The sequence below is a fragment of the Micromonospora sp. NPDC049275 genome, from assembly GCF_043197115.1.
Classification (GTDB): Bacteria; Actinomycetota; Actinomycetes; order Mycobacteriales; family Micromonosporaceae; genus Micromonospora.
This window is the reverse complement of sequence record NZ_JBICSN010000004.1, coordinates 1-26,301: the sequence shown is the minus strand read 5'-3', so window position 1 is coordinate 26,301 and position 26,301 is coordinate 1. Positions and strand designations below refer to the sequence as shown.

At 72.8% G+C, this 26,301-nt stretch carries 21 protein-coding genes; 8 read left to right on the top strand and 13 right to left on the bottom strand.

What is annotated here, in order from left to right; all coding sequences use genetic code 11:
* Positions 1–23: 23 nt before the first annotated feature.
* Together ACGFIE_RS14885 and ACGFIE_RS14880 are read left to right on the top strand one after the other, a co-directional pair.
* Positions 24–2,762: an FtsX-like permease family protein gene (locus ACGFIE_RS14885; protein WP_393294706.1), complete on the top strand. Its 2,739-nt coding sequence runs from the start codon at positions 24–26 to the stop codon at positions 2,760–2,762.
* A 132-nt stretch (positions 2,763–2,894) separates the two neighbouring features.
* Complete coding sequence (locus tag ACGFIE_RS14880; protein ID WP_393294704.1) at positions 2,895–3,359, top strand: nitroreductase/quinone reductase family protein; 465 nt, start codon at positions 2,895–2,897, stop codon at positions 3,357–3,359.
* Between the two features lie 49 nt (positions 3,360–3,408).
* On the opposite strand, the gene ACGFIE_RS14875 is transcribed toward ACGFIE_RS14880, so the two are convergent.
* Positions 3,409–4,122 carry a VIT1/CCC1 transporter family protein gene (locus ACGFIE_RS14875; RefSeq protein ID WP_393294702.1) on the bottom strand — a complete coding sequence of 238 codons (714 nt, stop codon included), beginning with the start codon at positions 4,120–4,122 and terminating at the stop codon, positions 3,409–3,411.
* Entirely contained in the window at positions 4,119–4,976 is an 858-nt protein-coding gene (map, locus tag ACGFIE_RS14870; RefSeq protein ID WP_358099176.1) for a type I methionyl aminopeptidase, read from the bottom strand. The genes ACGFIE_RS14875 and map overlap by 4 nt, the downstream gene beginning before the upstream one ends.
* Before the next feature lie 95 nt (positions 4,977–5,071).
* Here map and ACGFIE_RS14865 point away from each other — a divergent pair, with 95 nt between their 5' ends.
* Entirely contained in the window at positions 5,072–5,386 is a 315-nt protein-coding gene (locus ACGFIE_RS14865; RefSeq protein ID WP_393294700.1) for an STAS domain-containing protein, read from the top strand.
* 46 nt (positions 5,387–5,432) lie between these two features.
* Here the strand turns inward: ACGFIE_RS14865 and ACGFIE_RS14860 are convergent, their stop codons facing one another.
* From ACGFIE_RS14860 to ACGFIE_RS14830, 7 genes are all read right to left on the bottom strand, one after another.
* Entirely contained in the window at positions 5,433–9,092 is a 3,660-nt protein-coding gene (locus tag ACGFIE_RS14860; protein WP_393294698.1) for a SpoIIE family protein phosphatase, read from the bottom strand.
* A 194-nt stretch (positions 9,093–9,286) separates the two neighbouring features.
* The gene (locus tag ACGFIE_RS14855; RefSeq protein WP_393294696.1) at positions 9,287–9,838 is read right to left on the bottom strand and encodes a pyridoxamine 5'-phosphate oxidase family protein; all 552 of its coding nucleotides are present in this window, start codon (positions 9,836–9,838) and stop codon (positions 9,287–9,289) included.
* A 47-nt stretch (positions 9,839–9,885) separates the two neighbouring features.
* A complete protein-coding gene (locus ACGFIE_RS14850; RefSeq protein WP_393294694.1) occupies positions 9,886–10,641 on the bottom strand; it encodes a gamma-glutamyl-gamma-aminobutyrate hydrolase family protein in 756 nt (251 codons plus the stop codon).
* The gene (locus tag ACGFIE_RS14845; protein ID WP_363688893.1) at positions 10,638–11,405 is read right to left on the bottom strand and encodes a 3-oxoacyl-ACP reductase; all 768 of its coding nucleotides are present in this window, start codon (positions 11,403–11,405) and stop codon (positions 10,638–10,640) included. The genes ACGFIE_RS14850 and ACGFIE_RS14845 overlap by 4 nt, the downstream gene beginning before the upstream one ends.
* Before the next feature lie 5 nt (positions 11,406–11,410).
* On the bottom strand, positions 11,411–12,766 hold the full coding sequence (locus ACGFIE_RS14840; protein WP_393294692.1) for an aldehyde dehydrogenase family protein: 1,356 nt from the start codon (positions 12,764–12,766) through the stop codon (positions 11,411–11,413).
* Between the two features lie 18 nt (positions 12,767–12,784).
* Entirely contained in the window at positions 12,785–14,149 is a 1,365-nt protein-coding gene (locus tag ACGFIE_RS14835; RefSeq protein ID WP_393294690.1) for a glutamine synthetase family protein, read from the bottom strand.
* A gap of 115 nt (positions 14,150–14,264) precedes the next feature.
* Complete coding sequence (locus ACGFIE_RS14830; protein WP_393294688.1) at positions 14,265–15,851, bottom strand: amino acid permease; 1,587 nt, start codon at positions 15,849–15,851, stop codon at positions 14,265–14,267.
* Between the two features lie 403 nt (positions 15,852–16,254).
* On the opposite strand from ACGFIE_RS14830, the gene ACGFIE_RS14825 reads away from it, so the two are divergent.
* Positions 16,255–16,824 (top strand): AAA family ATPase, encoded by a 570-nt coding sequence (locus ACGFIE_RS14825; protein ID WP_393294686.1) that lies wholly within the window; start codon positions 16,255–16,257, stop codon positions 16,822–16,824.
* A 122-nt stretch (positions 16,825–16,946) separates the two neighbouring features.
* Here ACGFIE_RS14825 and ACGFIE_RS14820 read toward each other — a convergent pair whose 3' ends face one another.
* From ACGFIE_RS14820 to pcaF, 4 genes are all read right to left on the bottom strand, one after another.
* Positions 16,947–17,447 carry a DUF456 domain-containing protein gene (locus ACGFIE_RS14820; RefSeq protein ID WP_393294684.1) on the bottom strand — a complete coding sequence of 167 codons (501 nt, stop codon included), beginning with the start codon at positions 17,445–17,447 and terminating at the stop codon, positions 16,947–16,949.
* A 55-nt stretch (positions 17,448–17,502) separates the two neighbouring features.
* A complete protein-coding gene (locus tag ACGFIE_RS14815) occupies positions 17,503–19,668 on the bottom strand; it encodes a putative bifunctional diguanylate cyclase/phosphodiesterase (protein ID WP_393294682.1) in 2,166 nt (721 codons plus the stop codon).
* Between the two features lie 5 nt (positions 19,669–19,673).
* Entirely contained in the window at positions 19,674–20,486 is an 813-nt protein-coding gene (locus ACGFIE_RS14810; protein ID WP_393294680.1) for an SAM-dependent methyltransferase, read from the bottom strand.
* Positions 20,487–20,640: 154 nt separating this feature from the next.
* Positions 20,641–21,846: a 3-oxoadipyl-CoA thiolase gene (gene pcaF / locus ACGFIE_RS14805; protein ID WP_393294678.1), complete on the bottom strand. Its 1,206-nt coding sequence runs from the start codon at positions 21,844–21,846 to the stop codon at positions 20,641–20,643.
* 108 nt (positions 21,847–21,954) lie between these two features.
* Here pcaF and ACGFIE_RS14800 point away from each other — a divergent pair, with 108 nt between their 5' ends.
* The 4 genes from ACGFIE_RS14800 to ACGFIE_RS14785 all read left to right on the top strand — a co-directional run bounded on the left by ACGFIE_RS14800 (position 21,955) and on the right by ACGFIE_RS14785 (position 26,205).
* Complete coding sequence (locus ACGFIE_RS14800) at positions 21,955–22,920, top strand: glutathione S-transferase family protein (RefSeq protein ID WP_393294676.1); 966 nt, start codon at positions 21,955–21,957, stop codon at positions 22,918–22,920.
* Complete coding sequence (locus tag ACGFIE_RS14795) at positions 22,913–23,581, top strand: DUF998 domain-containing protein (RefSeq protein ID WP_393294674.1); 669 nt, start codon at positions 22,913–22,915, stop codon at positions 23,579–23,581. Before ACGFIE_RS14800 ends, ACGFIE_RS14795 begins: the two co-directional genes overlap by 8 nt.
* 196 nt (positions 23,582–23,777) lie before the next feature.
* Positions 23,778–25,070, top strand: coding sequence for a dicarboxylate/amino acid:cation symporter (locus tag ACGFIE_RS14790; RefSeq protein WP_393295624.1), 1,293 nt, complete (start codon positions 23,778–23,780; stop codon positions 25,068–25,070).
* 67 nt (positions 25,071–25,137) lie between these two features.
* On the top strand, positions 25,138–26,205 hold the full coding sequence (locus tag ACGFIE_RS14785; protein WP_393294673.1) for an NADH:flavin oxidoreductase/NADH oxidase: 1,068 nt from the start codon (positions 25,138–25,140) through the stop codon (positions 26,203–26,205).
* Positions 26,206–26,301 lie beyond the last annotated feature (96 nt).

Here is a 26,301-nt window from a genome sequence, read left to right as displayed (position 1 = left end):
CACGCGGCCGCCTGGGCGCCCCGGTGGACCGTCCGAATGCGCCGCCCACCCCGCCCGGCCGGCGCCGGTTCGCCGAACTGGCCGGTTCCTGGCGGGCGGCGCTGCGAATCGCCCGACGGGAGTCGCGCCGGGCGCCGAGGCGTACGGCGCTGGTGCTCGCGATGATCGCCCTGCCGGTGCTGGTGCTGGCCTTCCTGGCCGCGAGCTACGACATGGCCGAGCTGACCCCGCAGGAGCGTGTCGACCGCCGCCTCGGCGTCGCCGACGCGGAGCTGCGGTGGATCGCCGAGACCCCGATCGTCCAGGACGAGTGGGGCGACAGCTGGTATTCCCGGGACGGCAGCCAGTCGGCGGCCGGCCGCCCGGCCACCGCCGACGAGGTGAGCACTCTGCTCGGCCCCGGCAGCCGGGCCACCGAGATCCGCGCCGCAAGCCCGGTGATGCTGCGGGGGCCGGGAGGAGACGAGACCCTCCAGGGGCGGGTTCTCGACCTCAGCGACCCGCTGGCCCGGAGCCTGGTGCGGTTCCGGTCGGGGCGGGCGCCGCGGCAACCCGGCGAGGTCGCGGTGAGCCCGGCAGCGCTGCGCCGCCTGGACGTACGCCTGGGCGAGGCCGTGGCCACCGCCGACGGGACGAGGGCGTACACGGTGGTCGGGGTGGTCGAGTTCCCCGACGACCTCGGCCCGGTGGTGGCGCTGCACCCGGCGGCCGTCGGGCGGGCCGATCCACAGACGGACAGCCGCTGGCTGGTCGACGTGCCCGGCGTCGTCGACGCGGCGATGATGTCGCGGCTCAACGACCACGGGGTGCTGGTCGCGCCCCGCCAGCTGCCCGCGTCAGCGCCGTCCCCGACCCGACTCGGCTACGCCGACCCCAGCGACCTGAGCACCGGGGTGCTGATCGCCGGCCTGGGTTTGCTGGAGGTCGTGCTGCTCGTCGGGCCGGCGTTCGCGGTGGGGGTCCGCCGTCGACGCCGGGACCTGGCGCTTGTCGCGGTGGCCGGCGGGGACCCCGCCCAACTGCGTCGGGTCGTGCTCGCCGACGGTGTCGTGCTGGGCGTGCTCGGGGCCGCCGTCGGCCTCCTGGCCGGTGTCGGCGCGGCGTTCGCCGGTCGTCCACTCGTGGAGCAGTACGTCTTCGGCGCGCGCTTCGGCGGGTACCGCTGCTGGCCCTTGGCCCTGGTCGTGCTCGGCGGGGTCGCGGTGCTGGCCGGGGTGCTGGCCGCGCTGGCGCCGGCCTGGACGGCCGCCCGCCAGGACGTCCTCGCCGGACTCGCCGGGCGACGGACCCCGCCCCCGCCCCGGGCCCGCGCCCTGACCCTCGGGTTGACGCTTGTGGTCGGTGGGGCGGCGCTCGCGGCGTTCGGGGCCAACCGGACGTCGCCGGCGGTGATCCTGACCGGCCTGATCCTCGGCGAGCTGGGCCTGGTCTGTTGCACACCCACGTTGATCGGCGCACTCGCCCGGCTCGGCCGGATCCTGCCGCTGGCGCCCCGGATCGCGCTGCGTGACGCCAGCCGCAACCGGGCCGCCGCGACCCCCGCCATCTGCGCCGTCATGGCGGCGGTGGCCAGCAGCGTCGCGCTCGGCGGATTCCTGGCCAGCGACGGGGCCCGCGACGCCCGCTCCTACCGGCCGGGGCTGCCCGCCGGCCACGTCCTGGTCGCCCCGGGCCAGTCGACCCGGCAGCCCGGCCCCACGCTGGCCCAGGTCGACGACGCCGCGCGGGCACACCTCGGCGCCACCGCGGTCGCCCCGGTGCGGACGGTCGACTGCCCGTCGGCCGTGGGGCCGAGCGGCTACTGCTACGCGGCGCCAGAGTTGCCGCCCGACCGGGTCTGTCCCTGGCAGCCAGGCGACGACCTGTCGGCGGCGCAGCGCCGGCAGGCCCGGGCCGATCCGCGCTGCCAGGGCCGCGATGTGGACTACTACGGGAACTACGTGGAGGCGCTTGTGGACGACGGCAGCGCGCTGCCGCTGCTCACCGGCGCGGACCCGACCGTCACGGCCGATGCCGCGACGGTGCTGCGCTCCGGGGGCGTGGTGGTGACCGACCCGCGTTACCTGCACGACGGCCACGTGACGGTGCAGGTGTACGAGGCGGCGGGCGGGTCCGACGAGCCGACCACCAGCACGATCGAGCTGCCCGGGTACGCGCTGCCTGCGGCGGTCGGCTCGCCGCGCCTGCTGCTGTCCCCGTCCGCCACTCGACGTCTCGCCCTGAAACCTGTCGAGATCGGTTGGGTGGTCGCCACCCCGGCGCCGCCCGACCAGCGCCAGCAGGAGCGGTTCACCGCCGACCTGCGGGCCTTCGGGACGTTCTCCCTCAACGTGGCCCAGAGCACCGCCCCGCGCGACAACTCACCGCTGCTACTGCTGCTCGCCGCGGCGGCCGGCGTGATCACGGTGGGCGCTGCCGGGATCGCCACGGCGCTCGCCGCCGCCGAGGGCCGCGCCGAACTGTCCACCCTCGCGGCGGTCGGCGCGGCCCCTGCCGTACGCCGACTGCTGGCGATCTGTCAGGCCGGGGTGATCGCCGGTCTCGGTTCGGTGCTCGGCATCGTGGCCGGACTCGGTACCGCGGCGATCGTGCTGTTCTCGGCCAACCGGGAGTACGCCACGGCCTGGCCGGTGCAGGAGCCCTTTCCGTACCTGGTGCCGTGGCCGACGCTCGGCGTCCTGGTGCTGGTGCCGGTGGTGGCGATGCTCGGCGCGGGACTGTTCACGCGGGCCCGGCTGCCGATCGAACGTCGCCTGGACTAGGGCCTTGTTTCACAACGGCGGTCGAGCCGTCGCACACGGCGCCGCTGAGCGGCCACCGATCGTCGCGACGATCACGAGTCAACGCCGCCCCGGGGGTGCCGCCGGGGCACGACGGCCGGCAGACTGACCGGCGTGTCAGCGATCGCAACCCTCACCCGTCGGCTCGGCCACCACCGCTGGTTCGGAGCCGCCGCCCGCCTACTGGTCCCCGCCGACCGGATCGTCGGCCGGCTCACCCGGGGCCGGGTGGTCGCGCTCGGTGTGCTCCCGTCCCTCGTGATCACCACGACCGGCCGCCGCTCCGGCAAGCCACGCAGCAATCCCCTGCTCTACGTGCCCGACGGCGACGCGTACGTGGTGATCGGCTCCAACTGGGGGCAGACCCACCAGCCCGGTTGGGCGCTGAACCTCCTCGCCGACCCGGCCGCCGAGGTGGACGTGAAGGGTCGCCGGTTCCCGGTGCGGGCCGAACCGGCCACCGGCGCCGAACGGGACCGGCTGTGGGAGCTTCTCGTGGCCGCGTGGCCGGCGTACCGCACGTACGTCGAGCGGGCCGGCGGCCGGGAGATCCGCATCTTCCGGCTGGTGCCGGCCTGAAGCGGCCAGCCGGCCGGCCCCCGACCGGGTGGCTGGGCCGACGCCGGCGTCACAGCCCGCCCTGCACCCCGATCAGCGAACCGATCAGATAGGTGGCGCCTGCCGCGGCCGCGCCCAGCAGGAGCTGGCGCAGGCCGCTGGTCCACCAGGGGCGGTAGGTGAACCGGGCCACCACGGCGCCGGCGGCGAACAGCCCGAGCCCGCCGACGGCGAGCGCCAGCCAGAGCGCGGTGGCGCCCAGCAGGTACGGCAGCAGCGGAAACAGCGCGCCCACCGAGAAGAACAGGAACGAGGAGATCGCCGCCGCCCAAGGGCTCGGCTGGTCGTCGGGGTCGACACCCAACTCCTCGCGGACGTGCACCCGCAGCGCCTCCTCCGGGTCCCGCCGTACGGCCTCGGCGACCTGGGTGGCGAGGTCGCGGGGCAGGCCACGGGCCACCCAGGCGTCGGCCAACTCGCGGGCCTCCGCCTCGGGGTGCCGTTCCAGCTCGCGCCGCTCCTTGGCCACCTCGGCGGCGACCTGCTCGTTGGCCGAGCGCACGCTCGTGTACTCGCCGAGCCCCATCGAGATCGCACCGGCCACCAGGCCGGCGGATCCGGTCAGCACGATGCTGCGCGGTGACACGCCACCGCCGCCGACACCGGCGATGAGGGCGATGTTGGTGACCAGCCCGTCCATCGCGCCGAAGACGGCCGGGCGCAGCCAGCCGCCGGAGACGTCCGCGTGGTGTGCCTCACGCAGAGCCGCGGGAGTGTCGGTCACGGGAGGGTCAGGATCTCGTGGCCGTCGTCGGTGACGACGATCGTGTGCTCGAACTGGGCGGTCCACTTGCGGTCCTTGGTGACCACCGTCCACCCGTCGTCCCACATGTCGTACTGGTAGGTGCCGAGGGTGATCATCGGCTCGATGGTGAACGTCATCCCCGGCTCCATGATGTCGGTGGGGCGGGGGCTGTCGTAGTGCGGCACGTAGAGGCCGCTGTGGAAGGTCTCGCCGATCCCGTGGCCGGTGAAGTCGCGGACCACGCCGTAACCGAACCGCTTGGCGTACGACTCGATGACCCTGCCCACGACGTTGATCTGGCGGCCCGGGGCGACCGCGCGGATGCCGCGCATCATCGCCTCGTGGGTGCGTTCGACGAGCAGCCGGGCCTCCTCGCTGACCTCGCCGACGCAGAAGGTGGCGTCGGTGTCACCGTGCACACCGCCGATGTACGCGGTCACGTCGACGTTGATGATGTCGCCGTCGGTCAGGACCGTGGAGTCCGGGATGCCGTGACAGATGACCTCGTTGACGCTCGTGCAGCAGGACTTGGGGTAGCCCCGGTAGCCGAGCGTCGACGGGTACGCGTCGTGGTCACACAGGAACTCGTGCACCAACCGGTCGATCTCGTCGGTGGTCACGCCGGGCTTGCAGTGCTCCCCGGCGAGCTGGGTCGCCTGGGCGGCGAGCCGGCTGGCGATCCGCATCTTCTCGATGGTCTCCGGCGTCTGCACGTGGGAGCCGCGCCACTGCTGCGGGCTCTTCTTACCCACGTACTCCGGGCGGGGAATGTGGGCGGGCACCTGTCGCATCGGGGAGAGCGTGCCTGGGGTCAGCGGCGGGCGGACGGTCATGCCGCAAGCCTATCGCCGGAGGCGGTGGTGACTCGCGCCACGGCCGGTCGGGGCCGGTTGTTGCCCAGCCAGGTCGGCTGTGCCATGGTGTCAGCGTGGATCAAGGGGGAGCACCACCTGTCTTCTCCGCCAGCGCGGAGATCGACGGCGAGCACCTCCACGTGGTGGTGACCGGCGAGGTCGACATGGCGACCGCCGACACGATGCTGCAGACCGCCCTGCGCGAGCCCGCCGGGCGAATCACGCTCGACCTGCGGGCGGTGACCTTCTTCGACTCGGCGGCCATCCACGCCCTGGTCCGGCTCGCCCAGGGATTCTCCGGCACGCTCACCGTGCTGCCGTCCCGACAGGTCCGTCGGGTTCTGGAGATCTCCGGTCTGGGCGACCAGAGCTGGCTCGACCCGGTCTGAGACGGACGGCCGCCGACACCTCTGCCGATTGCGGCTCGGTGCGGGCTCAGCCCTGCAACTCCCGGCGCAGCGTCACCTCGGTGCCCTCGTCGGTACGCCGCACCATCAGATCACCCAGGGCCTTGATCAGTGACAGGCCACGCCCCCGGAACCCGGAGCCGGTCGACTCCCGCCACCGCCCCGTGTCGCGGACGGTGGCGATCACCGTCCGGTCCTCGATGGCCACCTCGACGCTGATCACCGCCTCGGCGGGTTGGACGGGGTGCTCGATGGCGTTCGCGGCGGCCTCCGAGACCGCCACGGTCAGGTCGAACAGGTCGGTCTCGCCGACGTCGTGCGCCACCAGGAAGTCCTCCAGGCGCTTGCGCAGCACGCTCAACCGGGTCGGGTCCGCCGGCAGCCGCAGCGCGAAGCGGTTCAGCTCCGCCGCCTCCAGCGCGAGCACCGCCACGTCGTCGCGCCGGGGTCGGCCGGTGACCCGCTCGACCACCGTGTCGATCAGATCCGCCACGTGCTCACCGGGGGTCGCCGCGTCGGCGCGCAACTGCGCCAGCGCGGCGTCGATGCCGAGCTGACGGTCCTCGATCAGCCCGTCGGTGTAGAGCAGCAGCCGGCTGCCCGCGGGCAGCTCTCCCTCGACCGTCCGGTACGTCGCGTCGGGGATGGCGCCGACCGGCGGGCCGAGCGCGCGGTCGTGCAGGAACGCCACGTCGTCTCCTCGAATCAGCAGGGGGGACGGGTGGCCGGCGCTGGCGTAGCGCAGCCGACCGGTACGGGGGCTGAACAGCAGGCAGACCACAGTCGCGAACGAGCGCCCCTCGGTGGACCCGACCAGCCGGTTGAGCCGGCTCAGCGACTCACCCGGGTCGAAACCCTCCAGCAGGTACGCCCGCAGCGCGTTGCGCAGCTGCCCCATCGCCGCGGCGGCCTGAACGCCCTTGCCGACGACGTCGCCGATCACCAGCACCAGGTCGTCGCCTTCGAGCGCGAGCGCGTCGTACCAGTCACCACCGACCTCCACGTCGGCGCTGCCCGGCAGGTAGCGGCTCGCCACGACCGCGCCCGGCAGCTGGGGCAGCGTTCTCGGCAGCAGACTGTGCTGCAACGTGGTGGCGATGCGGTGTTCGGCCTCGTAGAGCTGGGCGTTCTCCAGCCGGACTCCGACCAGGCGGGCGAGCTGGGTGAGCGCGGCCTCGTCGGCCTGCGCGTCGTCGCCGTCGGCCCGCCAGACCTGCAGCTCGCCGAGCTGCTCGCGGGTGGTGCCGGTCAACGCGGCCACGAAGGACGGGTCGGTGGCGGTGACGCCACCGCCGTCGGCCTCGGAGCGGGCACCGGCCGCGGTGACCACGACCCGGGCCGCCTCGGCGAGACTGAGCGCGTGCCGGGCGGCGACCTGCAGCACGTCGGCTGTGGAACGGGCGGTGTTGACCGCCACCGCCGCGTCGGCCAGCGCCCGGAGCCGACGGATGATCTGGCCGCGCAGCTGGCCCAGCTCGACGTTGGCCCGGACCCGGGCGATCAGCTCCTGCCCGGAGAACGGCTTGGTCAGGTAGTCGTCGGCGCCGACGGAGAGGCCGGCGACCGCCTCCGCGGAACCGGCGCGGGCGGAGAGCAGAACGATGGGCACGTCGCGGGTGCGGGGGTCCGTGCGCAGCGCGCCGACCAGGCCGAACCCGTCCAGCCGCGGCATCATCACGTCGGTGAGCACGAGGTCGAAGCCGCCCTCGCGGGCCAGCGTCAGGGCCGCCAGGCCGTCGCTCGCGGTGACCACCTCCCAGGTCGGGGAGAGCAACCGGGTGACGTGCTCACGCAGGTCGACGTTGTCGTCGACGACAAGGATCCGGCCCGCGGGGAACCCGTCCGTCGGCCGGCGGTCGGCCGGCGCGGGCATGTCCTCGTCGCCCCACAGGGCGGTCTCGGCGACGAAGAGCCGGGCCTGCTCGGGTTCGCCCGTGGGCAGGGGGGCGAACGCGGCGACCCGGTCGGCGGGCAGGTGCGCCGAGCCGAACGGAACGGTCACCGTGAAGGTGCTGCCCTCGTCGATCTGGCTTGTCACACCGACGTCACCGCCGTGCATCTCGACCAGTTCCCGGACCAGCGCGAGCCCGATCCCGGTGCCCTCGTGCGTACGGGCGCGCACACCGGCCACCCGGTGGAAACGTTCGAAGACGTGCGGCAACTCCGTCGGCACGATGCCCACGCCGGTATCGATGACCTCCAGTCGGGCGACGCCGTCGTCGGCCCGGACCCGCACCCGGATCTCACCGTCGAAGGTGAACTTCACCGCGTTCGACACCAGGTTGAGGACGATCTTCTCCCACATGTCCCGGTCGACGACTACCGGCGCCGGCAGCGGCGGGCAGTCCACCACCAGTCGCAACCCGGCACGCTCGGTGGCCGAGCGGAAGGTGCTGGCCAGCCGGGCGGTGTAGCCGGCCAGGTCGGTGGGCTGGTAGCGGGCGGCCAGCCGGCCGGATTCCAGCCGGGAGAAGTCGAGCACGGTGTTGACCAGCTTGAGCAGGCGCAACGCGTTGCGGTGCATCACGACGAGCCGGTCGGTGTAGGAGGGGGGCAGCTCCGGGTCGGCCAGCATGTCCTCCAGAGGGCCGAGCACCAGGGTCAGGGGCGTACGGAACTCGTGGCTGACGTTGGCGAAGAAGTTGGTCTTCGCCCGGTCCAGCGCGGCCAGCTCGGCGGCCCGGGCGCGCTCCTGCTCGTACGCCCGCTGGGTGCCCACCGCGCGGGAGATCTGCGCGGCCACCAGGTCGAGGAAGTCGCGGTACTCGTCGCCGAGCGGCAGCAGGCGGGCCACGCCGACGACGAGCGCGCCGACCGTGTCGTTGGCGGCCTTGACGGGCAGCACGAGCGCCACGTCGGCGGCGTCGGCCGGGCGCTGGGCGAGCAGGCGGCTCACCTCGATGGTGGCGGGTGAGCCCTCGGCGACCAGCTCGGCGAACGTGTCGGGCGAGACACCGACAGCCGTCGGGTCGACGCCGCTGGCGCCGGTCAGGGCGAGCCGCCCGGCGGAGTCGGCCAGGTAGACCAGTGCGAACGGCACGTCGGCGGAGTGCCGGGCGAGCACGTCGGCGGCGGTGCGACCCAGCTCGCCCGCGGTGCTCATCTCGGCCAGCTCGGCGCCCAGTTCCGACAACGCCCGCAGCCGGCGTTCACCGACCACCCGCCCGGTGGTCTCGTTGACGATGCAGTAGACGCCGCTGACCGAGCCGTCGGCACCCCGGATGGGGTCGTAGGAGACGTCGAAGTAGGTCTGCTCGACGAAACCGGAACGGTCCAGCAGGAAGGGGTGGTTCTCGCCACGGTAGGAGAGCCCGGTGCGCCGGACCCCGTCGAGCAGCGGGCCGAGGACGTCCCAGGTCTCGGCCCAGTGGTGTCGGGCCGGTTGGCCGAGCACCTGCGGGTGCTTGCTGCCGATGGTCGGCCGGTAGGCGTCGTTGTAGAAGGCGAGCTGGTCGTCGCCCCAGAACATGACGATCTGCGAGCTGGAGGAGAGCATCATGCCGATCGCGCTGGAGAGCGCCACCGGCCAGCCGGACGGCCCGCCCAGCGGTGCGGTGGACCAGTCGAAGGCGCGGAGCCGCTCGCCCAGCTCACCGCCGCCCGCGAAGGCGGCGGCCAGGTGTGGGGGGATCTCGTGGACGTACGCGTTGGGATGCCCCGCGTCCGCGCCCCCCTGGGCCGAGCTCATGCAGCCTCCCCGCTTCGGCCGTACCCCGCAGCCGTTGATCTTCACGCGCCGTGCTCCGACTTGTACCCCGGCGGACCAGCAACGTAACGCATGACGACCCGTGGACGCTGGTTACCTGTGCCGCACTCGTCGCGGACCCGACAGCGCGGCTGTGGACGCGGGCCCGGGCAGCCGCCAAGGAGCGCTCCGACCTGTCAGAAGACCGGCAATCCGTCGATGCTCGCGGCGTTCCTGGTGGCCCGGTAGGTCACCAGATCATCGGCCGTACGACGGGAGTGTGAGGTAAGCAACAGGTCACGCTCCGCGCGGTAGTCCATCAGCGGCACCGCATAACCGCAGGAGTCGCTGACCCGCTCGACCTCGACGGTGATCACGGCCCGTACGGCGTGCACGTCCGGCGGCGCGGGGAACTCGGCGAGCCGGTCGGCGAAGGCCTCCTCGGTCACCGCGACGCTGCTGCCCCGGCCGTGCAGGCGCACGATCTTCGGCGGCCCGTCGAAGGCGCAGAACATCAGCGTGATGCGGCCGTTGTCGCGCAGGTGGGCGATGGTCTCCGCGCCGCTGCCGTGGTAATCCAGATAGGCCACCCGATGCGGGCCGAGGATCACGAAGGTGCCGGTCATACCCTTCGGCGAGACATTGACGTGCCCCTCGGGACCGGACGGCGCGGTGGCCACGAAGAAGACCGGCTGGGCGGCGATGAACGCCCGCAGACGATCATCGATCTCCGGATAGACCTTGCCCATGCGGCCATTCTCCCACCGCACCCGGCGCCCGACGGGAGCGACCTGCGTCACACAGGCGGCGACCCCGCCACGCGTACGCCCTCGGGGCCGGCATCGACCGGCGGTCCGGACGCTCGCCGGCGGGCGGCCGCGACCAGCGCCGCAATCGGGCGCGGATCCGGCTCGTTCTCCGGATGCCACTGCACCCCGAGCACGAACGACCGGCCCGGGTCCTCGATCGCCTCGATCACGCCGTCCGCCGCCCAGCCGGTGACCGCGAGCCGCCCCGGGGTGGCGACCGCCTGATGGTGGTACGAGTTGACCCGATCCACCCCGGCCAGCGTCCGCGCCGCCAGGCTCCCCGGCGCGAACCGCACCCGATGGGTGCCGTAGACCCCCGGCGCCGGACGGTGTGCATCCGTTCCGATCACGTCGGGCAGGTGCTGGTGCAGGGTGCCCCCGTACGCCACGGCGAGCAGCTGCATTCCCCGACAGACACCCAGCACCGGCAGGTCGACGGCGAGCGCCGCCGTCAGCAGGGTCAGCTCACCGGCGTCCCGGTCCGGCCGGTCCTCGGTCCGCGGGTGCGGCCGCTGGCCGTACCGGCCCGGCCCGACGTCGGCGCCCCCAGCCAGCAGAAGCCCGTCGAGGACCGCGAGCACGTCGCCGTCGGAGTCGTCCGGGGGCAGCACGACCGCCCGGCCACCGGCGGCGGTGACCGCCCGCACGTACGCCTCGGGCACCAGCACCGCCCGCACGCCGCGCCAGACTGCCCAGTCGGCGGGCTCGACGTAAGCGCTGATCCCGATCAGCGGCCGCCTCATAGAGGGGTGACGTACGCGCCGGTGATGCCCCCGTCGACCACGAACTGCGCGGCGGTCATGAACGAGGCGTCGTCGCTGGCCAGGAACGCCACCGCGGCGGCGATCTCCTCGGGCTGCCCGAAGCGGCCCATCGGCACGTGCACGAGCCTGCGGGCGGCCCGCTCCGGATCGGCGGCGAACAGCTCCAGCAGCAGCGGGGTGGCCACCGGGCCGGGACACAGCGCGTTGACCCGGATGCCCTCGCGGGCGAACTGCACGCCCAGCTCCCGGGTCATCGCCAGCACGCCGCCCTTGCTCGCCGTGTACGCGATCTGCGACGTCGCCGCGCCCATCAGCGCCACGAACGAGGCGGTGTTGATGATCGACCCCTTGCCCTGGCGGCGCATGTGCGGAATCGCGTACTTGCAGCACAGGTAGACGCTCGTGGTGTTGACGCGCAGCACCCGCTCCCAGGCGTCCAGGCCGGTGTCCAGGATGGAGTCGTCGTCCGGCGGGGAGATGCCCGCGTTGTTGAACGCGATGTCGACCCGGCCGTGCCGCTCGGCCACCCCGTCGAACAGGTCGCGGACCGCCGACTCGTCGGCCACGTCGGTGGCCACGAACTCGCCGCCGCACTCCTCGGCCGCCTTCGTGCCGGCCTGCGCGTCGATGTCCACGCAGACCACCCGGGCCCCCTCGGCGGCGAACCGCCGGACCGTTGCCAATCCGATCCCGCTGCCCGCTCCGGTGACCACTGCCACCCGGTCCTGCAACCGACCCTGCACTGGCGTCACTCCTCTGTCGCGATGAACACGTTCTTGACGTCGGTGAAGGAGTGCAGCGCGTCCGGGCCCAGCTCGCGGCCGAGCCCGGAGCGCTTCATCCCACCGAACGGGGTCCAGTAGCGCACCGAGGAGTGCGAGTTGACGCTGAGGTTGCCCGCGTCGACGGCGCGGGCCATCCGCAGCGCGCGGCCGACGTCGCGGGTCCAGATCGAGCCGGAGAGGCCGTACTCGGTGTCGTTGGCGAGCCGCACCGCGTCGGCCTCGTCGTCGAACGGAAGCACCGACACGACCGGGCCGAAGATCTCCTCCCGCCAGTGCCGGTCCGCCACCGAGTCGGCCAGCAGCACTGTCGGGGCGTGCCAGAAGCCGGGGCCGTCGGGGCACGAGCCGGTGAACGCGACCGTCGCCCCGGACAGGTAGCCGGCGACCCGGTCCCGCTGTGCCGCCGAGATCAGCGGACCCATCTCCGCGGTGTCCCGGGACGGGTCCTCCACACGTACCGCGCGAACGGCGGGTTCGAGCAGTTCCAGGAACCTGTCGTACACCTGGCGTTGGACCAGGATCCGCGACCGTGCGCAGCAGTCCTGGCCGGCGTTGTCGAAGACCGCGCCGGGTGCGGTGGCGGCGGCGCGTTCCAGGTCGGCGTCGGCGAACACGATGTTGGCGCTCTTGCCGCCCAGCTCCAGGGTGAGGCGCTTCACCTGGGCGGCGCAGCCGGCCGCGATGCGCGTGCCGACCTCGGTGGAGCCGGTGAAGCAGATCTTGCGGACCGCCGGGTGGCTGACGAACCGCTCCCCCACCACCGCGCCCTCGCCCGGAAGCACTGTGAACACGCCGTCGGGCAGACCGGCCTCGCGGGCCAGCTCGGCCAGGCGCAGCGCGGTGAGCGGGGTCAGCTCGGCGGGCTTGAGCACCACCGTGTTGCCGGCGGCGAGGGCCGGAGCGAAACCCCAGGCGGCGATCGGCATCGGGAAGTTCCACGGCACGATCACGCCTACCACGCCGAGCGGCTCATGGAAGGTGACGTCCAGGCCGCCGGGCACCGGGATCTGCCGCCCGGTCAGCCGCTCCGGCGCTCCGGCGTAGTAGTCCAGCACGTCGCGGACGTTGCCGGCCTCCCAGCGGGCGTTGCCGATGGTGTGACCGGAGTTGCGTACCTCCAGCGCTGCCAACTCGTCGAGATGCGCGTCGACCACGGCGGCGAACCGCCGCAGCAGCCGGCCCCGGTCCCCGGGCGCCACGGCCCGCCACGACTCGTTGGCGGAGGCGGCCCGGGATACCGCCACGTCGACATCGGCCACCGAGGCACCCGGCACGTCCCGGAACCCCTCCCCGGACGCCGGGTCCACGACGAGAGTCACGCCCACCACCCCAGCCCGTCAGAGGCGTTCGAAGCCACGGGTCAGCTCCCAGTCCGTCACCGCGGCGTCGAAGGCCGCCAACTCCACCCTCGCCTGGTTGGCGTAGTGGGCCACCACCTCGTCGCCGAACGCCTCCCGGGCCACCGTGGAACCCTCCCAGAGGGCCAGGGCGTCGCGCAGCGTGCCGGGCACGCGCTCGGCCTCCGGGTCGTCGTACGCGTTGCCCGTGCACTCGCCGCCCAACTCCAACCCCTTGTCGATGCCGTGCAGCGCGCCCGCGACCAGCCCGGCGATCGCCAGGTACGGGTTGACGTCGGCACCGGGCACCCGGTTCTCCACCCGCATGCCCTGCCCGTGGCCCACCACCCGCAGTGCGCAGGTGCGGTTGTCCACCCCCCAGCGCAGCGCCGTCGGGGCGAATGAGCCCGGCTGGTAGCGCTTGTACGAGTTGATGTTCGGCGCGAAGAGCAGGCTGAACTCGCGCATGGTGGCGAGCAGCCCGGCGAGCACCCGCTGCCCGGTCTCCGACAGGTGCGCCGGCCCGTCGCCGAGCATCGCCGAGCGACCGTCGCGGCCCCGCAGCGAGAAGTGGATGTGGCAGGAGTTGCCCTCCCGCTCGTTCGGCTTGGCCATGAAGGTGATCGCCATGCCCTCCTGGGCGGCGATCTCCTTGGCCCCGTTCTTGTAGATCACGTGGTGGTCGGCGCAGGCGACGGCCTCGTCGTAGCGGAAGGCGATCTCGTGCTGGCCGAGGTTGCACTCACCCTTGGCGCTCTCCGGCGTGAGCCCCGCGCCGGCCATCTCGGTGCGGATCCGGCGCAGCAGCGGCTCCACCCGGGCGGTGCCGAGCAGCGAGTAGTCCACGTTGTACTGATTCGCCGGGGTGAGGTCGCGGTAGCCGCGCCGCCAGGCGTCCTCGTACGAGTCGCGGAACAGCACGAACTCCAACTCGGTGCCCGCGTACGCGGTCAGCCCGTGCTCGGCCAGCCGGTCCAGTTGCCGGCGCAGGATCTGGCGGGGTGAGGCGACCACGTCGCCGGAGCCGTCCAGCCAGGTCAGGTCGGCCAGCAGCAGCGCCGAGCCAGGCTGCCAGGGCACCCGGCGCAGCGTGGCGAAGTCCGGGACCATCGCGAAGTCGCCGTAGCCGCGCTCCCAGCTCGACATCGCGTACCCGTCGACGGTGTTCATGTCGACGTCCACGGCGAGCAGGTAGTTGCAGCCCTCGCTGCCGTTGGAGACCACCTGGTCGAGGAAGAACGGGGCGTGGAACCGTTTGCCCTGCAGGCGGCCCTGCATGTCGACAAGGGCCAGCACGACGGTGTCGATCTCGCCGTCGTTGATGGCGACCCGCAGTTGTTCCAGCGTGAGCGGAGCTTTCGTCATTCGCGGGCCTCCATCACCAAGGTCTACTGGCAAACCGGATCACCGTCAATGCCCCCGATGGAGACGGCGGCAAACCCGGCGGGACGGGCGCGGCGCCCGCCCCACCGGGTCGGCGTCAGGCCGGACCGTCGACAGGTGCCGGGTCGGCCGCCGGCGCGGGTTCCTCGACGGTACGGACGGGGCCGGCGAACCACTTCCGTGCCGAGGCGTACCACCAGAGCGCGACCACCAGCAGCACCCCGCCCACGGCGAGCGGCGCGTAGTTCACCGCCGACCAGGTGAAGTCGTCGCTGCCGGGCACCCCGGCCGGCACGATCGGCAGGACGAAGTACACGGCGATGACCGCGATCTCGATGACCGCGATCCAGCCGAGCAGCCGGTACTTCCGGCCCAGCGTCCACGGGCCGGGCACGAACCGGTCGCCGAGGCGCAGCCGCAGCGCGATCGGGATGAGGAAGGACAGGTAGAGGCCGATGACCGCGACGGAGACCACCGCGTAGAAGGCGACCGGGATGCCCGCCGAACTCTCGTAGAGCGCCGGCAGGGTCAGCACCAGCCCGGCGATCGTGGTGCCGATGATCGCGTTGACCGGGGTGCCGTTGCGGTTCACCCGCGACCAGAGCCGCCAACCCGGCACGGCGCGATCCCGGCTGAAGGCGTACGCCATCCGGCTCATCGAGGTGATGCAGCTCATCCCGCAGAAGAACTGCCCGATCGTGGAGATGATGATGACGACCTTGAAGAAGACCGGGGTCAGCGCGGACTCGAAGATGGCGCCGGAGAAACCGCCGGCGGCGTTTACCGCCTCGACGTCGGTGGCCGCGAACAGGAACGCCAGCAGCAGGATCCAGCCGCCGATCGCCGAGTAGAAGATCGACTGCCAGAGCCCGCGCGCGGCGGCCTGCGAGGCGCCCCGGGTCTCCTCGGAGACGTGCGCGCAGGCGTCGAAGCCGGTGATCGTGTACTGGGTGAGCAGGAAACCCAGCGGCAGCACGTAGAACCAGAACGTCAGTCCGCCGCTGTCCCCGTCGCCGAAGCCCGAGTTGTTGAACCGCTCGGTGAACACGAACTGGAAGCTCTGGTGATCGTCCGGCACGAACACCAGGATGGCCACCACGACGGCCGCGCCGGCCACGTGCCACCAGACCGAGACGTTCTGGAGTACGTCGATGATCCGGTGCCCGAAGATGTTGATGAGCCCGTGCAGCGCCAGAATGATCACGAAGAGCACGAACGCCTGGCGCAGCGTCCCGGCCCAGCCGTCGAAGAGCGCCGACAGGGTGAGGTTGAGAAATGTCGCGCAGCCGTAGTCGACCGAGGCGGTGACCGCGACCAGGCCGATCAGGTTCAACCAGCCGGTGAACCAGCCGTGCACCGGACGGCCCATCGTCGCCGCCCACCAGTAGATCCCACCCGCTGTGGGGTACGCCGACACCAGCTCCGCCATGCAGAACCCGATGATCAGGATGAACAGTGAGATCAGCGGCCAGCCCCAGGAGATGGCGACCGGCCCGCCGTTGTTCCACGCCTGGCCGAAGGTGGTGAAGCAGCCGGCCAGGATCGAGATGATGGAGAACGAGATGGCGAAGTTGGAGAAGCCGCTCCACTTGCGGCGCAGCTCCTGCTTGTAGCCGAGTTCGGCGAGTCGTCGGGCGTCGTCGTCGATCGGTTGCTCTGCGGTCGGCACGGGCGTCGTGGCCACTGCACACCTCCCTGAGGTGGTTCCGCTGGCGAGTGCGCAAAGTGTCGTCCCGCTCGATCAGGGCGGTCAATACGTCGGAGGCTCCCGGGGCGCAAATCCCATTGCCGCACCATGCCCTGCGAACGCATGCTGTACCCCGTGGCCAGGCCCGATCGCGACGGGCCGACGCCGGGCACTCGGACCGCCCGGCACTGCGGCGGCGCGGGGCACCTCTCTCTCACGTACGGCGCACCCTGCCGTACCCGAAAAATGCCCCGCGCCGCCCACTCTCACCTCAGCGGACGCCGCGACACCGTCGACAGCCGCCCCGCAGCGGCAGCTCCCGGTGGTTAGGCTCTCAGGCGTTTCCGGAACTTGCCCGCCTGCTTGGAACGTCGTCAATGATCACGAAACCGTGAGGGACATGGCCAGCAACGGGATCGTCGTACTCTCGGGCCCTCCGTGCTCGGGCAAGACCACGGCTCGAAAGGTTCTGGCTGAGGAGCGGAGTTCCTTGGGACATGGCCGGGTCCACCTGGAGGTCGACACCCTGTTCGATCTCCTCTTCCCCGACTCCGATCGAAGTCGTGACGACCGCATGCGCGCGTACACCGGAGCACATCTCCTCACCCGAATGCTTGTCGATGGCGGGGAGTCGGTAGTCCTCGAATGCACCTACGCTCGCCGCGACCAGCGCGCCAGTCTGCTGGAAGCGATGACCGGCTCCTCCGCGCCGCTCTGGGTGGTCGAGTTCTTCGTGACCCCCGACGAGGCCGTGAAGCGATTCCGGAAGCGCCAGCAAGCCACGGATCTCGACGAAGCGCTCGTCCGTGAGCGCGCTGAGGCGTTCCCTTACTTCGACGGGGCTCTCCGCATGGAGTCGTCCTCGGGAACGCCTGCGGAACAGGCAGAGAGCATCATCAGGTGGCTGCGACAGGGCCCTCAACCGGTGGACCAGGACGCGTGGGCTCGGGCGGGGAGAGGCTGGAACTGAGGGCCGCACCCCCATCGGTAGGAGCGGACGCACGTTGAGCAGGCTCGCGAGCGCCTCCAGGTCACCGATGTGGCGTTGTTCATGACCCGGGATGCCGCCACATCGGCGACCTCGCGCGCAGGTCAAGTCAGGAGCAGGCCGCCGACCCATAGCGCGGCGATGACCAGGCCAGCGAGGAATTCCACGAGCATGGACAGACCGGCGGCCTTGACTGCCTGCACGGTGGACGGCCAAGCGAGGCGGTTGCTGCCCAGCCGTAGCCGCTCCGCCGCCCACACCCCGGCGACGAAGCCGAGCACCAGCCCGATCACCGGCACCACGAAGAACCCCACGATCCCGAGCACCGCGCCGGCGAGCAGCGTAGATGTCGGCACTCCGGTCCGTTTCAGGTTCCGCCCGGGCCAGGCGTACTTGATCACCGTCCCGCCGGCGGCGACAAGCGTCGCGGCGGCGAACACCGCCCAACCGCCAGGGCCCGCACCACCGAAGATCGCCCAGACCAGCACCCCGCCCCAGCACAGCGGCAACGCCGGCAGGCCGGGCACCACCACACCGGCCAGCCCGGCCAGGATGGCAAGCGCGGCCACCAGAGTCACCACCGACTGCGGGTCGTTCAGGCTCACCGCGCCACCTTCCGTTGCCACCATCCGGGCCGGGCGGCCCGGACGCATCTCCCGCTCACCCCGCCACCCCGCCCCGCAGCCGGGCGGTGATCTCCTCGGCCGGCGCGGGTGCGCCGAAGTACCGCCCCTGCCCGGTGTCGCAGCGCAACGCCCGCAGCCGCTCGGCCTGCACCGGGGTCTCCACCGCCTCGGCGGTGACCCACAGCTCCAGCGCGTGCGCCAACCGGACCAACGCGTCGACGATCCGCTCGTCGCGGTGGTCGGCCACGGAGTCCGTCCCGTCGGCGCGGATGCCCTCGACGAACGGGCCGGCCAGCTTCAGGCAGTGGATCGGCAGCCGCCGCAGGTACGCGAGGTTGGAGTACCCGGTGCCGAAGTCGTCGACCGCCAGCCGGACGCCCAGCGCGGCGAGTCGGTGCAGGCTGCGCAGCGGCTCCCCCGCGCTGCCCATCACGGCGCTCTCGGTCAGCTCCAGTTGCAGCAGCTCCGCCGGCAGGCCGCTGGTGGCCAGCGCGTCCGCCACCGTCGCGACGATCGTCGGCTCGTCGGCCTGCCGGGCGGCCAGGTTGACGCTTACCACCAGCCGGGCGTCGGGGAACTCCCGCCGCCAGCGTTCGGCGTCGTGGCAGGCCCGCCGCAGCACCCACTCGCCGAGCCGGACGATCAGGCCGGTCTCCTCGGCGAGGCCGATGAACCGGTCCGGGCCGATCAGGCCCAGCTCCGGGTGCTCCCAGCGGACCAGCGCCTCGACCGCGAGCATCGTGCCCTCCAGCAGCGACACGATCGGCTGGTAGTGCAGCACGAACTCGCCCCGGTCGAGCGCGGCCGGCAGCCCGGCGACCAGCGCCGACCGGGCGAGGTCCCGGGCGCTGCGCTCCGGGTCGTACACCGCCCACCGGCCACGGCCCGCCGCCTTGGCCCAGTAGAGGGTCGTGTCGGCGGCCTTCATCAGTTCCGACGCGGTGGTCTCCGCGGCCGGACAGTCCACGATGCCCACGCTTGCGGACACCGCCAACTGCTGGTCGCCGAGGTGCACCGGCGCCGCGACGGCGGCCAGCGCCGCCTCCGCCACGGCCACCGCGTCGTCGACGTCGTCGCCGCCGTCGACGAGGATGACGAACTCGTCGCCGCCCATCCGGGCGACCAGGTGGCCGTGGTCGGCCACGCACTCGGCGAGCCGCCGGCCGATCGCCACCAACAGCCGGTCGCCGAGGTCGTGGCCGAGGCTGTCGTTGATCGCCTTGAAGCCGTCCAGGTCGAGGAAGCACACCCCCACCCGCTGACCGGGCCCGGCGGTGTCGAAGACCCGGCCCAGCGTCTCGAAGAACAACGTCCGGTTGGGCAGCCCGGTCAGCGGGTCGTGCAGAGCCTGGAAGCGCAGCCGCTGCTGGAGTTCGTACCGCTCGGTGATGTCCTCGATCATGGCGACGGTGAACCGGGGTCGTCCGTCGTCGTACCGGATCAACGAGACGGCCAGGTCCGTCCAGACGACGCTGCCGTCCTTGCGGTGGTAGCGCTTCTCCACCCGGGTCGAGTCCTGCTTGCCCTCGATCAGCTCCTGGTACAGCTCCCACATGCCGGCGGCGTCGTCGGCGTGGAACAGCGCCGCCACGTTCATCTCGCACAGCTCCGCGATCGAGTAGCCGAGCATGTCGGCGAACGCCGCGTTGACGTCGATGATCTGACCGTCCACCCCGGCGATGCCGATCCCGATCGCCGCGCCCGTGAAGACCGCCCGGAACCGCGCCTCACTGTCGCGCAGCGCCTGCTCGACCTCGTCGCGCGCCTGCCAGGCCGAGCGGGCGATGCGCTCCTGCTGGCTGAAGGTGCGGTCGCGCAGCGCACGGGCGAACCCGGCGGCCAACCCGCCCTGCACCGCCGCGATCCGCTCGGCCACGTCGGCCGGCCGGTCGCCGGCCGCCAGGACCCGAGCGGGGAACTCGTCGCCGAGCGCGCGCAGCGACCACTCCAGCGCCCGAGGGTCGGTCAGGTGCGCCTCCACCAGCGCCCGTCCGACCTCCTCGGCGGGACGGGCGCTGAACGGCTCGGCTCGTACCGCCTGGGCCAGCCGGACGGTGTGCAGCAGCAACAGCCGCTCCGTCTCGGCCGCGCTGAGCGGCACGAACCCGATGCGGCGTACGGCGCGGGCCCAGTCGGCGGCGTAGACCTGGGCGCCGCCCCGGCGGACGTCGACCCCGGTGGGGTCCGGGACGGCGGCCACCGCGATCAGCCGGCGGGCTGGTCGTACCGGGCCACGCCCCCGAAAGCGCCGAACCGCTCGGGGTGCTCATCCACGTCGGCAGGCGAGTCGGGACGCCACAGCGGCATGTGCACCACGCCCGGTTCGAGAACGGTCCAGTCACCGAAGAAGCCGGTGACCTGCGCGCGGGAGCGCAGGGTGATCTCGGTGGCGGTCCGGGCGGAGAGGCGCTGGGCGTCCAGCATCTCCTGCGGCTGGTCCTCGAAGGTCGAGTGCGAGATGACCAGGAAGCTGCCCGGCGCGGCGGCGGCCCGCAGCGTGGACAGGATCTCCTCGGGACCGTCGGTGTCCGGGATGAAGTGCACGACCCCGGCCAGCAGGATGCCCATCGGCCGACCGAAGTCGATCAGCCCGAGCCGCTGGGTCTCCCGCAGGATCCGCTCCGGTTCGCGCAGGTCTGCGTGGATCACCCCGGTCAGGTCGTTGCCGGCGAGCAGCTCCCGGCTGTGCGCGACGGCCACCGGGTCGATGTCGACGTAGACCACCCGCGCCTTCGGGTTCGCCGCCTGGGCCACCTCGTGCACGTTGCCCACCGTCGGGATGCCGGAGCCGATGTCGAGGAACTGGTCGATGCCGGCGTCGAGCAGCACCCGGACGGCCCGGCGCAGGAACTCCCGGCCGGAGCGCATGGTGGCGGCGAGATTCGGGGTCATGCTGGCGATCTGCTCGGCCAACTGCCTGTCGACCTCGAAGTTGTGCGCCCCGCCCAGGAAGTAGTCGTACACCCGGGCCGCGCTCGGCCTGGTCAGATCAATCTCGGTCGGCAGTGCGTCCGGCATCGGTGTGCTCCCCAGTTCGTCGCCGTCGCGCGAGGCGGCACCGGCGTCGACGGGCGCGCACGACCGCCGGCCGACCCCGCGGGTCGTGTGGTGTGGACCACTCTAGGCCGCCGACTCCCACGGACGGGAGATTCCTTCATGCAACTTTCCGCGCTCAGGCGGCCGACTCCAGCAGCAGCGAGATGCCCTGCCCGACGCCGATGCACATGGTGGCGAGAGCCCGACGACCGCCGCGGCGGCGCAACTCCAGGGCGGCGGTCAGCGCCAGCCGCGCGCCGCTGGCGCCCAGCGGGTGCCCGAGCGCGATCGCGCCACCGTTCGGGTTGACGTGTTCGGCGTCGACAGGCAACCCCAGCTCGCGCAGCACCGCCACGGACTGCGCGGCGAACGCCTCGTTCAGCTCGATCACGTCCACCGCGCCCAGCTCGACGCCGATCCGGTCGAGCAGCTTGCGGGTGGCCGGCACCGGGCCGATACCCATGATCCGCGGCGGTACGCCGGCCGTCGCCGCGCCACGGACGCGGGCCAGCGGGGTGAGGCCGTACCGCCGCACCGCCGCCTCGCTGGCCACCAGCAACGCGACCGCGCCGTCGTTGACGCCCGAGGAGTTGCCGGCGGTCACCGTGCCGCCGTCGCGGAACGGGGTGGGCAGCGCGGCCAGCTTCGCAAGCGACGTCTCCCGAGGGTGCTCGTCGACCTCGACCAGTCGGGTCTCCCGCCGGCCGGCCGGCACGGACACGGCCACGATCTCCTCGGCGAACCGGCCGTCGGCCTGCGCCTTGGCGGCGCGCTGCTGCGAGCGGTACGCGAAGGCGTCTTGCTCGGCCCGGTCGACGCCGTACTCGGCGGCGACGTTCTCCGCCGTCTCCGGCATCGAGTCGACCCCCCACCCGTCGCGCATGAGCGGGTTGACCAGCCGCCAGCCGAGGGTCGTGTCGTACATCTCGGCAGCGCGGGAGTACGCCGAGGTCGCCTTCGGCACGACGAACGGCGCCCGGCTCATGCTCTCCACCCCACCGGCGACCACCAGGTCCGCCTCGCCGGCCACGATGGAGCGGGCGGCGGTGGCGAGGGCGTCCAGGCCGGAGCCGCAGAGCCTGTTGACGGTGCTGCCCGGCACCTCCTCGGGCAGGCCGGCGAGCAGCGCCGCCATCCGTGCCACGTTGCGGTTGTCCTCGCCGGCCTGGTTGGCGCAGCCGAGCACGACGTCGTCGACGCGGGCCCAGTCCACCGACGGGTGCCGGGCGACCAACTCGCGGATCACGTGCGCGGCCAGGTCGTCGGGACGGACGCCGGCCAACGCGCCGGCGTACCGGCCGATGGGGGTACGGACACCGGCCACCAGGTATGCCACGGTCATCGCGAGTCCTTCGGGGGTGGGAAGGGCGGGGGTGGGGGGCGTCCACCGGGTCGCGGAGGACTCCCCGGCGGCCAGGATATCCGCGCGCGCAGCGGATAGGTTGGCGGCATGTCCCGGGCCCAGTTCAGCGCAGAGACCAGCCGTGGTGGCGCGTTCGTCCGCCAGCCCAACCGGTTCACCGGTCGGGTCACCGCCGATTCGACCTCCCCGCCGGGTGGCGGCCCGGACGAGCAGGGCCGCTGGCCGCTGGAGGCCGGCCGGTACCGGCTGATCTGGTGCCGCGCCTGCCCGTGGGCGCACCGGGCGAGGATCGTGCGTGGCCTGCTCGGGCTGGACGACGCGATCTCGCTGGGCACCGTCGACCCGATCCGGGACGAGCGGGGCTGGGCGTTCGCCCTCGACCCGGACGGCTTCGACCCGGTCCTCGGTGTCAGCTTCCTCTCCGAGGCGTACCTGGCCACCGATGAGGACTACACCGGCCGGGTGACCGTGCCGGCGCTCGTCGACTCGCTCACCGGCCGGGTGGTCACCAACGACTACCCGCAGCTCACCCTCGACTTCTCCACGCAGTGGCGGTCCCTGCACGCGCCCGGCGCACCGGACCTGTACCCGGTCGCGCTGCGCCCGGAGATGGACGCGTTGATGGCCGAGATCCACCGCGACGTCAACAACGGCGTCTACCAGTGCGGGTTCGCCACCTCCCAGGAGGCGTACGACGAGGCGTTCCGGGCGCTCTTCGCCCGACTGGACGCGCTGTCCGACCGGCTGGCCGGGCAGCGGTACCTGCTGGGCGACACGATCACCGAGGCCGACGTGCGGCTGTTCACCACGCTTGTCCGCTTCGACGCCGCGTACCACGGGCACTTCAAGTGCAACCGCAGCAAGCTGACCGAGATGCCGGTGCTCTGGGCGTACGCCCGGGACCTGTTCCAGACCCCGGGCTTCGGCGAGACGGTGGACTTCGACCACATCAAGCGGCACTACTACGGCACCCACCGGCAGATCAACCCGTCCGGCATCGTGCCGCTGGGGCCCGACGAGTCCGGTTGGACGACGCCGCACGGGCGTGGCTGACCGGGGGCGGGCGGGTACCGCGACGGCACCCGCGGCCGGCGGGGACGTCGCCCGCCGGGTCGCCGGTTCCGCCGCGGCCGGCTGCGCGGTGGCCGGCGCGGTCGCGGTGACGGTCGCGGTCGTCGCCGGTCCCGGTCCGGGTCTCACCGGGTACGTGAGCGAGGCGGGCATCGCCGGCAGCGCGCACGCCGTGGCGTACCGCATCGGGGTTCTCGCCCTGGCCGGCGCGTTGCTGCTGATCGCCGCGGCGCTGCCCCCCGGCGTGCGGGTGGCGCCGGCGCTGCTCGCCACCGGCGCGGTGCTCACCGCGGTGTCCGGTGCGGTGACCTGCTCGGCAGGCTGCCCACTGCCGCCGTTCGAGCGGACCACGGTGGCGGACCTGGTGCACGGGGGCGCGAGCATCGCGGCGACGGCGGCGGTGGTCCTCGCCATGGTCGCGCTGGCCGTGTCCGGGCCGGCCGGGGCGATGGTCCGCCGGTTGGCGGCCGGTACGGCCACGCTCGCCCTGCCGCTGTGCGCGACGGTCGGGGTGGCCATGCTCGTGGTCGGCCGGGGCGCCCTGGTAGGCGTCGTGGAGCGGTTGGTCCTCGGGCTCGCGGTGCTGTGGGGCGTGGCCACCGGAACGGCACTGGCCCTGGCCAGCCGCCACCGAGGGCTGTAAGGGGCATCACGGCCAGCGAGCCTTGCAGATCACGCTGATCGGCGTATCGTCGTCGAACGATGACCAATGTCTGGGGCCTCACCGTCCGCCTGTATGTCGATCTTCGACTGCAGGCCAGCGGCATCTGTCCGGCGTAGCCGCCTCCACACGCCTACCCCGACCGGACCAGACAATTGGACATCTCATGCCCTTCGGCCTGCGCAAAATTCCGTTCTCCGTGCAGATCCTCCTCGGCCTCGTGCTCGGCGTCGCGCTCGGTTTCGTTGCCCGCAGCAACGACCTGAGCTGGCTGACCAGCACCCTGCACACCATCGGCTCCCTCTTCGTCCAGCTGCTCAAGCTGGCCGTGCCGCCCCTGGTCTTCACCGCCATCGTGGTAAGCGTGGTCAGCCTGCGCGGCGTGGCCAACGCCGCCCGGCTCGCCCTGAAGACCCTGATGTGGTTCGGCATCACCGCGCTGATCGCCGTGAGCATCGGCATCGGCCTCGGCCTGCTCGTCGACCCGGGCAAGGGCGTGACCCTCGACCTGGGCGGCGCGGCCCCGCCGAAGAACACCGGCTCCTGGACCGACTTCCTCACCGGCATCGTGCCCACCAACCCGGTCGGCGCGTTCGTCGAGGGCAACGTCCTGCAGATCGTCTTCCTCGCCGTGGTCATCGGTGCCGCCGCCCTGCTGGTCGGCGAGGCCGCCGAGCCCTTCGTGGCGCTCAACCGCTCGCTGCTGGAAATCGTGCAGAAGGCCCTGTGGTGGGTCATCCGGCTCGCCCCGATCGGCACCCTCGGCCTCATCGGCAACGCCGTTGCCTCGTACGGCTGGGACCTGCTGGCCCCCCTCGCGAAGTTCACCACAGCCGTCTACGTCGGCTGCGCCATCGTGCTGTTCGTGGTCTACCCGCTGGTGCTGGTCCTCGCCGGCCGGCTCAACCCGCTGCGCTTCTTCGCCGGCGCCTGGCCGGCCATCCAGCTGGGCTTCGTGTCCCGCTCCTCGGTGGGCACCATGCCGGTGACCCAGCGCTCCGTCGAGCGGCTCGGCGTCCCCCGCGAGTACGCCTCGTTCGCGGTGCCCTTCGGCGCCACCACGAAGATGGACGGCTGCGCCGCGATCTACCCGGCCCTCGCCGCGATCTTCGTGGCGCAGGTGTTCGGCGTGCACCTCGGCATCGGCGACTACCTGCTGATCGCCTTCGTCTCGGTGGTCGGCTCGGCGGCCACCGCCGGTCTGACCGGCGCGATCGTCATGCTCACCCTGACCCTCAGCACGCTGGGTCTGCCGCTGGCCGGCGCCGGTCTGCTACTCGCCATCGACCCGATCCTGGACATGATCCGCACCGCCACCAACGTGGCCGGGCAGGCCCTCGTGCCGACAGTGGTGGCCGCCCGGGAGGGCACCCTCGACCGGGCCGCGTACGAGTCCGCGGGCCGGCGGGACCTGACCGAGCCGGAGCCGGTCGCCGAGACCCGGCCCGAGCTGAGCCCCGTCCCCGCCTGACCAGTTCACCTGCACGGCGACGGGCCCCTCTCCCGGGGTCCGTCGCCGTTTCGGAGAGGATGACCCCATGAGCTCCCTGTTCACCCCCCTGGCCCTGCGCGGGGTCACCCTGCCCAACCGGATCGCCATGGCGCCGATGTGCCAGTACTCGGCCGGCCCCGACGGCCTGCCCACCGACTGGCACCTCACCCACCTCGGCACCCGCGCGGTCGGCGGGGCCGGGCTGGTGCTGACCGAGGCGACGGCCGTACTCCCCGAGGGTCGGATCTCACCGCAGGACACCGGGCTGTGGTCCGACGCCCACGTGGACGCCTGGCGACCGGTGACCGCGTTCGTCGCCGCCCACGGCGCCGTACCGGCCGTCCAGCTCGCGCACGCCGGTTTCAAGGCCTCCACCTACCGGCCGTGGGCCTCGGCGCGCGGCGGAGTGCCGGACGCCGAGGGCGGCTGGACGCCTGTCGCCCCCGGGTCGGAGCCGTTCACCCCCGGCTACCGGACGCCCACCGCCCTCGACGCGGCGGGCATCGCCGGCGTGGTCGACGCGTTCGCCACCGCCGCCGAGCGGGCCCTCGCCGCCGGCTTCGCCGCCGTGGAGATCCACGCCGCGCACGGCTACCTGCTCAACGAGTTCCTGTCGCCGCTCACCAACCAGCGCACCGACGCCTACGGCGGCGACCGGCCCGCCCGGATGCGGCTCACCCTGGAGGTCGCCCGCGCGGTGCGCGCCGCGGTCGGCGAGAGCGTGCCCGTGCTCACCCGGATCTCCGCGACCGACTGGGCCGAGGGCGGCTGGACGGTCGAGGACAGCGTCGTGCTCGCCGGCGAGCTGGCCGGCGTCGGCGTCGACCTGGTCGACGCCTCCTCCGGCGGGGTCAGCACCGACCAGCGCATCCCGCTCGGCCCCGGCTACCAGGTGCCGCTGGCCGCCCAGATCCGCCGCGAGGCGGGCGTGCCGACCGGAGCGGTCGGCCTGATCGTCGAGCCGGAGCACGCCGAGCAGATCGTCGCCAGCGGCGAGGCCGACCTGGTGCTGCTCGGCCGGGAACTGCTGCGCGACCCGTACTGGCCGCGTCGCGCCGCCGCGAAGCTCGGCGTCGCGTACAGCGGGCCCGCCCAGTACGCCCGCGCCTGGTGATCCACGCCGGTGGGGGGGGGGGCCGGCGCCCCCCCCCCCCCCCCCCGCGCCCCCCCCCCCCCCCCCCCCCCCCGCCCCACCCCCCCCCCCCCGCCC